We start from the raw sequence: 7,260 nt of genomic DNA on the forward strand, positions 1-7,260 counted from the left end.
CCGGGGTCAGGAGGCGACGGGCTCGTGCGTGATCTCGACGCCGCCCGAGTCCCCGAAGGTGAGGCGGCAGGTGTCGGCGCGGTAGGTGGCCACGGAGACCGCGGCCGTGCCCGCGGCGGTGAAGTACCGCGTGGTGACCAGGAGCACCGGAGCGCCGGGCAGCCGGTCCAGTTCCTTGGCGTCGTCGGCGCGGGCGGAGCCCAGCTCCACCGAGCGGTCCTGGCCGTCGAGGACCAGCCGCTGCAGCTCGCGCAGGACGGCACGGGCACGGGCGGGACCCGACGGGGCCTCGATGGCGGGCAGTCCGGGCACCGAGGCGGCCGGCACGTACAGCAGCTCGGCGGCGACGGCCTGACCGTTCGTCATCCTGGTGCGGCGCACGGTGTGGACCGGCTGGTCGGCGGCGAACGGCCCACCGGTTCCGAGGAGCTTCAGCACCGCCGCGGGCGGCAGGGACTCCGAGGCGTCCTGCGGCTCCCAGCCGTCGACTGCCTCCCCGGGCCAGCTGTGCTGCGCGCTGCCGACGGCGACGCCGACGCGCGGCGGGGCGACGGTGGTGCCGACGCCGCGGCGGCGCTGCAGCCGGCCTTCGAGCTCCAGCTGCTCCAGTGCCTGACGCAGGGTCGCGCGGGCGACTCCGAAGCGGGCTGCGAGTTCACGCTCGTTGGGCAGCACCTCGCCGACGGCGAAATCCTGGTCGAGCGCCTCGCTGAGGACGGTCTTGAGGTGCCAGTACTTCGGTTCCGGCACCGTTTCGAGCTGTGTGGTCCCCACCCTGACTCCTCCTGCCATCGCTGCACTCGCCGTGTGTTCCAGCGGCAGTTCCGCGCCTTTGTTTATTAAAGGTTCCTGCACTATCCCTGCGACGATAGGACGGTGCACCCCCTTGGTCAAGACCAATGCTCATACCTTTGCCGGGCAGATCGGGCATATGTATCAAGCCGTTCATGGGATGTTCTCGTGCGCCACAAGGGCTTGTAGTCAAGGGCTACCCGACGGTAATCATGGCGGTGGGCACTCCTGACAGCGTGTCTCGCAGCAGTCCAACCGACGAGGAGCAGCATGACCGCCACGGTCTCCTTCACGATCGATTCGCCGCTCGGCACCCGCACCACCACGGTCGCCTACGAGCGCAAGGGCTCGGGCGAACCGCTTCTCCTGCTCCACGGCATCGGCCACCACCTCCAGGCCTGGCACCCGGTGACCGACATCCTGGCCGCCGAGCACGACGTGATCGCCGTCGACCTGCCCGGCTTCGGCGCCTCGGAGCCGCTGCCCAAGGGCGTTCCGTACTCCCTGGACACCGTGGCCCCGGCGCTCGGAGCGCTCTGCACGGCCCTCGGCGTCGAGCGCCCGCACGTCGCGGGCAACTCCCTCGGCGGCCTGCTCGCTCTCGAGATGGGCCGGAGCAATCTCGTCCGCTCGATCACGGCTCTCTCCCCCGCCGGGTTCTGGACCGGGGGCGAACGCCGCTACGCCTTCGCCGCGCTCCTCGCCCTGCGGGCCGGCGCCCGGACGCTGCCCCTGCCCGCCGTCGACCGGCTCTCGCGCAGCGCCGCCGGGCGCGCCGCGCTCACGGGCATCATCTACGGACGTCCGTCCCGGCGTTCACCCGAGGCCGTGGTCGCCGAGACCCTCGCCCTGCGCCACGCCACCGGGTTCGAGGACACCCTGGCCGCGGGTGGTTCCGTACGCTTCACCCACGACGTGCCGGGGCTGCCGGTCACCATCGCCTGGGGCACCCGCGACCGGCTGCTGCTGCGCCGTCAGGGCGTGCGCGCCAAGCACACCGTCCCCGGAGCACGGCTGGTCCGCCTGCCGGGCTGCGGCCACGTCCCGATGAGCGACGATCCGGCGCTCGTCGCCCGCGTGGTGCTGGACACGGCACGCCGCGCCGCCGTCCCGGTCGCGTGAGTGTGGGGGCGGAACCAAAGCGGGGCAGGACAGGGCGGAACCGGGCAGGGCAGGGCAGGGTCTGAGTCAAGAGGTCGGACTTCTGAACGCCTGAAGCCTGAACGTCTGAACGGATGAGCGGCTGGCGGCTGTTCATCCGCGGTTCGCGTGGGCGACGCGGCCGGGCCGGTGCGCGACGGCACGCTGGTCCGACCCGCCCTCGCCGCCCCCTGGAGACGCACCGATGGCATCGACCCCACACACCCGACGGTCCCTCATCGGCGGTTCCCTCGCCCTGTCCTCCGCGCTGCTCGCCGCTCCGGCGCTCGCCGCCCCCGCCTTCGCCCGCTCCGGCCGGCCGAACGCGCACTGGGGCGTCCAGTCCGGCGAGATCACCGCGCACGCGGCCACCGTGTGGACCCGATCCGACCGCCTTGCGCGGATGTACGTCGAGACCTCCCCGAGCGAGGCGTTCCGCTACGCCGTACGCCGCCACCGCGGCCCGCTGCTCGGCCCGTCGAGCGACTTCACCGGGACCACCGTCCTGCGCGACCTCCCGCCGGGGCAGCAGGTCCACTACCGGGTCGTCCTGGCCGACCCCGACGACCCCCGCCGCACCTCCGAACCCGTCCACGGCACCTTCCGCACCACCCCGGTCTCGCGCCGCCGCGACGTGCGCTTCCTGTGGTCCGGGGACCTGGCGGGCCAGGGCTGGGGCATCAACCCCGATGTCGGCGGCTACCGCGTCTTCGACGAGATGCTCCGGCGCAACCCCGACTTCTTCCTCTTCAGCGGGGACACGATCTATGCCGACGGGCCCATCAAGTCGGCCGTGCCCCTGCGCGACGGCACCGTCTGGCGCAACATCACCACGGCCGAGAAGTCCAAGGTCGCCGAGACCCTCGACGAGTTCCGCGGCAACTTCCGCTACAACCTCCTCGACCGCAACCTCCTCGCGTTCAACGCCCAGGTCCCCGTCCTCGCCCAGTGGGACGACCACGAGGTGCGCAACAACTGGTACCCGGGCCAGCTCATCGACGACCCCCGCTACACCGTCAAGGAGGCCGACACCCTCGCCGCCCGAGCCCGCCGCGCCTTCGGCGAGTACTTCCCGGTCACCGACCTGCGCGGCGGCCGCGCCGAGGGGCGGATGTACCGCGTGATGCGGTACGGCCCGCTCCTCGACGTCTTCGTGCTCGACATGCGCACCTACCGGAGCGCCAACTCCCCCGGCGACCAGGCCGAGGACCCGATCGGCATCCTGGGCCCCGAGCAGCTGGCCTGGATCAAGCGCGAGCTCTCGCGCTCCCGCGCCACCTGGAAGGTCATCGCCTCCGACATGCCCCTGGGCATCGTCGTCCCCGACGGGGCCGCGAACTTCGAGGCCGTCGCCCAGGGCGACCCGGGCGCCCCGCTGGGCCGGGAGCTGCAGATCGCCGAACTGCTGCGGCACATCAAGCACCGGCGGATCACCGGCACCCTCTGGCTGACCGCCGACGTGCACTACACCGCGGCCAACCACTACGCGCCGGAGCGGGCCGCCTTCTCCGACTTCTCGCCGTTCTGGGAGTTCGTCTCCGGCCCCATCGGGGCCGGCGGCTTCCCGGCCGGGCGGCTCTACGCCACCTTCGGCCCGGAGACGGCCTTCGTCCAGTCGGCCCCCTTCGCCAACATGTCGCCGTCCGAGAACCCCCCTTACTACGGGGAGGTCGACATCGACGGGGGCAGCGGCGACCTCACCGTCCGGTTGCGCCGCCAGGGCGGGGGCGTACTCTTCAGCCGGACCCTCCGGCCCGGGCGCGTGGGCCAGTAGGCCGACCGGAAAAGGCCCCGAAAACTGGGTGAAATCGGCCAGATGGACACTTAACCAGTCGGTCACAGATCGTTCGTGATCACGCAACACCCTTGAGCAACAGTGGTGTGCATGACTGACCGTGCCCACGCCTCCGCCCAGCGTCCCCACCGCCACCACTGGCGCCGCGACGTCGTCGAACTCGCCGCACTGTTCTGCGCCGTCGCGGTCGCCGATGCCATCGCCAATCTCGTCGTGCACGGCCCCCGGGGCCCGATCCTGCTGGTCGCCTCGGCCATCGCGCTGCTGGTGACCGCGGCATTCCACACGTGGTGGGCCCGGCGCCACAGCCATGCGCCGCCGCCCAGCACACCGCCGCCGGGCGATCCCGCACCGCCGGCGGCCGACGCCGCCCCCAGGACCGCTGGGACTGCCGGGACCCCCGGGCCCTCGGGGGCTGCCGGGACCACCACCCTGTGGCGCATGCGCACGACCGTACGCGACCAGCCCGGCTCCCTGGCCGTCCTGTGCACCGCCCTCGCCCGCAACGGCGTCGACATCCTGACCCTCCAGACGCACCCGCTCCCCGAGGGCGGCACCGTGGACGAGTTCCTGCTGCGCGCCCCGCAGTGGCTCCCCTCGGGCGACCTCACCCGCGCCGTCGCGCGGGCCGGCGGCCACAGCACCTGGATCGAGCGCGCCGACGCCCACGACCTCGTCGACACCCCGACCCGGCTGCTGGGCCTGGCCACCCGTACCGCGCTGGACGCCGCCGAGCTGCCCCTCGCCCTGCGCCAGCTGCTCGGCCGCTGCACGATCCACTCGATCCCGGCGACCACCCTCTCGGGCCGCCCGAACGCCGGCGCGGACGCCCCGGTCGAGGGCGTGCTGGAGGCGACGGTCATGCGGCTGCGCGACCCCTCGGGCGGTGCGATCACCGTGGAGCGGCCCTACCTGCCCTTCACCCCGACCGAGTTCGCCCGGGCCCGCGCCCTCGTCGAGCTCGACGCCCGGCTCGGTCCGCGCGTCCCGCGCAGCCAGGACGTACTGACCCTCCCCGAGGGCAACGAGATCACCGTGCGCCGCGCCGACGGCTCCGACCTGCCCGCGGCCCGCGCCATGCACGACCGCTGCTCCGAGCGGACCCTCGGGCTGCGCTACCACGGCCCCGTCGCCGACGCCGACCGCTACCTCGGCCACCTGCTCAGCCCCCGCTTCGGCCGCACCCTCGCCGCCACCACCGCCTCCGGCAAGCTCGTCGCGCTCGGCCACCTCCTGTGGGACGGCGACGAGACCGAGATCGCCCTGCTCATCGAGGACGACTGGCAGCGCCGCGGCATCGGCTCCGAGCTGCTGCGTCGGCTCATCGCCATGGCCGTCGAGGCCGGGTGCGACAGCGTCTACGCCGTCACCCGGGCCGCGAACACCGGCATGGTCGCCGCCATGCGCGGTCTCGGCCTCCCGCTCGACTACCAGATCGAGGAGGGCACGTTGGTGATCACGGCCCGGCTGGACGCGAAGCCCGTCGGCTCGCGGCTGCCGTACGAGCTTCCCCTCGGAGCGGCGCACGAGCAGCAGGCCCCGCGCCGCCCGCACTGAGCCCGGCCCCTCGGAACCCCGAGGCGCCCGCTCCGGCCGGAGCGGGCGCCTCCGTTCAGATCCGGCCAAACTCCGGACCCCGCCATCACCGGCCGCGCCCCGCAGATCCCCCGAAGTGGCTTGTACACAGGGCTGGTTGATCACTTCGGGTCGAATCCGACAGCCGTGCTCCGGCCCGTGTCAGGAGGCCGACGGCAATCGGTGATGACGGGAGCACGCATGACATACGAAGATGGCCGCATGTCAGAGACCCTCCACACCGGCAGCGCCCCCCGGCTGCCCCGCCAGGTGGCCGACGATTACGTCGACGGCCTCATCGCCCTCGACCCGATCGCCGGCACCTACCTGGGTGTTGCCGAGAGCTCCGCCAGGCTCCCCGACTTCTCGCCGGCGGGGCGCGCCGCCGTCGCCGACCTCTCCCGCGAGACCCTCGCCCGCCTCGACGCCGCCGAGGCACTGCCCGGCGCCGACAGCGACGCCGAGCGGCGCTGCGGCCGTCTGCTCCGCGAACGCCTCACGGCCGAACTCGCGGTCCACGAGGCCGACGAGGACCTGCGCGCGGTCAGCAACATCCACAGCCCCGCGCACTCGGTCCGCGAGGTCTTCTCCCTGACCCCGGCCGACACCGACGAGGACTGGGCGGCCATCGCCGAGCGGCTGCGCGCCGTCCCGACCGCCTTCGCCGGCTACCGCGAGACCTTGCAGCTCGGCCTGGACCGCGGCCTGTACGGCGGCCCGCGCGCCACCGGGACCATGATCGGCCAGCTGACCACCTGGGCCGGCCAGGACGGCACCGCCGCGGCCTTCTTCGAGGACTTCGCCTCCGGCGGCCCGGAGGCCCTGCGCGCCGAGCTGGACGCCGCGGCCGCCGGCGCCACCGCTGCCGTCGTCGAACTGCGCGACTGGATGGCCGCGGTGTACGCGCCCGCCGTCGAGGGCCGGCCCGACACGGTGGGCCGCGAGCGCTACGCCCGCTGGTCCCGCTACTTCAACGGCACCGACCTGGACCTGGACGAGGCGTACGCCTACGGCTGGTCGGAGTACCACCGGCTGCTCGCCGAGATGAAGACCGAGGCGGCCAAGATCCTCCCGGGCGCGGGCCCCTGGGAGGCGCTGAAGCACCTGGACGAGCACGGCACCCACATCGAAGGAGTGGACGAGGTCCAGGCCTGGCTGCAGGGCCTGATGGACGAGGCCATCGCCAACCTCGACGGCACCCACTTCGAACTGGCCGAGCGCGTGCGCAAGGTGGAGTCCCGCATCGCCCCTCCGGGCGGCCCGGCGGCCCCGTACTACACCTCCCCGTCGGAGGACTTCTCCCGGCCCGGCCGCACCTGGCTGCCCACCATGGGGCAGACCCGCTTCCCGGTCTACGACCTGGTGTCCACCTGGTACCACGAGGGCGTCCCTGGCCACCACCTGCAGCTCGCTCAGTGGACGCACGTGGCGGACCAGCTCTCCCGCTACCAGGCCACCGTCGGCTGGGTCAGCGCCAACTGCGAGGGCTGGGCGCTGTACGCGGAGCGGCTGATGGACGAACTGGGCTACCTCAAGGACGCCGAGCAGCGCCTGGGCTACCTGGACTGCCAGATGATGCGCGCGGCGCGGGTCATCGTCGACATCGGCATGCACCTGGGCCTGGAGATCCCGGCGGACTCGCCGTTCCACCCGGGCGAGACATGGACCGTGGACCTCGCGCAGGAGTTCTTCGGCCTGCACAGCGGCCGGCCCGCGGAGTTCGTGGAGAGCGAGCTGACCCGCTACCTGTCCATGCCGGGACAGGCGATCGGCTACAAGCTGGGCGAGCGCACCTGGCTGCTGGGCCGGGACAACGCGCGTGCGGCGCACGGCGATTCCTTCGACCTGAAGGCCTGGCACATGGCGGCGCTGTCGCAGGGTTCGCTGGGGCTGGACGACCTGCTGGACGAGCTCTCGAAGCTCTGACGGCACCGCAGCCGGTCGCCGGACGCCGTACG

Annotated in this window: 5 protein-coding genes; 4 read left to right on the forward strand and 1 reads right to left on the reverse strand. The window is 72.9% G+C overall.

Translation table 11 applies throughout. From position 1 onward, the window contains the following. Positions 1-6: 6 nt before the first annotated feature. Positions 7-774, reverse strand: coding sequence for a GntR family transcriptional regulator (locus tag E6U81_RS39185; RefSeq protein WP_136234753.1), 768 nt, complete (start codon positions 772-774; stop codon positions 7-9). A 288-nt stretch (positions 775-1,062) separates the two neighbouring features. On the opposite strand from E6U81_RS39185, the gene E6U81_RS39190 reads away from it, so the two are divergent. From E6U81_RS39190 to E6U81_RS39205, 4 genes are all read left to right on the forward strand, one after another. Continuing rightward, positions 1,063-1,914 (forward strand): alpha/beta fold hydrolase, encoded by an 852-nt coding sequence (locus tag E6U81_RS39190; protein WP_136234754.1) that lies wholly within the window; start codon positions 1,063-1,065, stop codon positions 1,912-1,914. A gap of 223 nt (positions 1,915-2,137) precedes the next feature. Next, entirely contained in the window at positions 2,138-3,706 is a 1,569-nt protein-coding gene (locus E6U81_RS39195; RefSeq protein WP_136234755.1) for an alkaline phosphatase D family protein, read from the forward strand. Positions 3,707-3,817: 111 nt separating this feature from the next. Continuing rightward, entirely contained in the window at positions 3,818-5,284 is a 1,467-nt protein-coding gene (locus E6U81_RS39200; RefSeq protein WP_136234756.1) for a GNAT family N-acetyltransferase, read from the forward strand. Between the two features lie 240 nt (positions 5,285-5,524). Continuing rightward, positions 5,525-7,228: a DUF885 domain-containing protein gene (locus tag E6U81_RS39205; RefSeq protein WP_136234757.1), complete on the forward strand. Its 1,704-nt coding sequence runs from the start codon at positions 5,525-5,527 to the stop codon at positions 7,226-7,228. Positions 7,229-7,260 lie beyond the last annotated feature (32 nt).

This window comes from Streptomyces sp. A0592 (genome assembly GCF_004795115.1).
In the GTDB taxonomy this organism is placed as follows: Bacteria; Actinomycetota; Actinomycetes; order Streptomycetales; family Streptomycetaceae; genus Streptomyces; species Streptomyces erythrochromogenes.

Excerpts from the sequence above, each read along its gene's own strand:
- E6U81_RS39205 (WP_136234757.1), top strand. The coding sequence starts at position 5,525 with ATGTCAGAGACCCTCCACACCGGCAGCGCCCCCCGGCTGCCCCGCCAG.
- E6U81_RS39195 (WP_136234755.1), top strand. The coding sequence starts at position 2,138 with ATGGCATCGACCCCACACACCCGACGGTCCCTCATCGGCGGTTCCCTC.
- E6U81_RS39200 (WP_136234756.1), top strand. The coding sequence starts at position 3,818 with ATGACTGACCGTGCCCACGCCTCCGCCCAGCGTCCCCACCGCCACCAC.
- E6U81_RS39190 (WP_136234754.1), top strand. The coding sequence starts at position 1,063 with ATGACCGCCACGGTCTCCTTCACGATCGATTCGCCGCTCGGCACCCGC.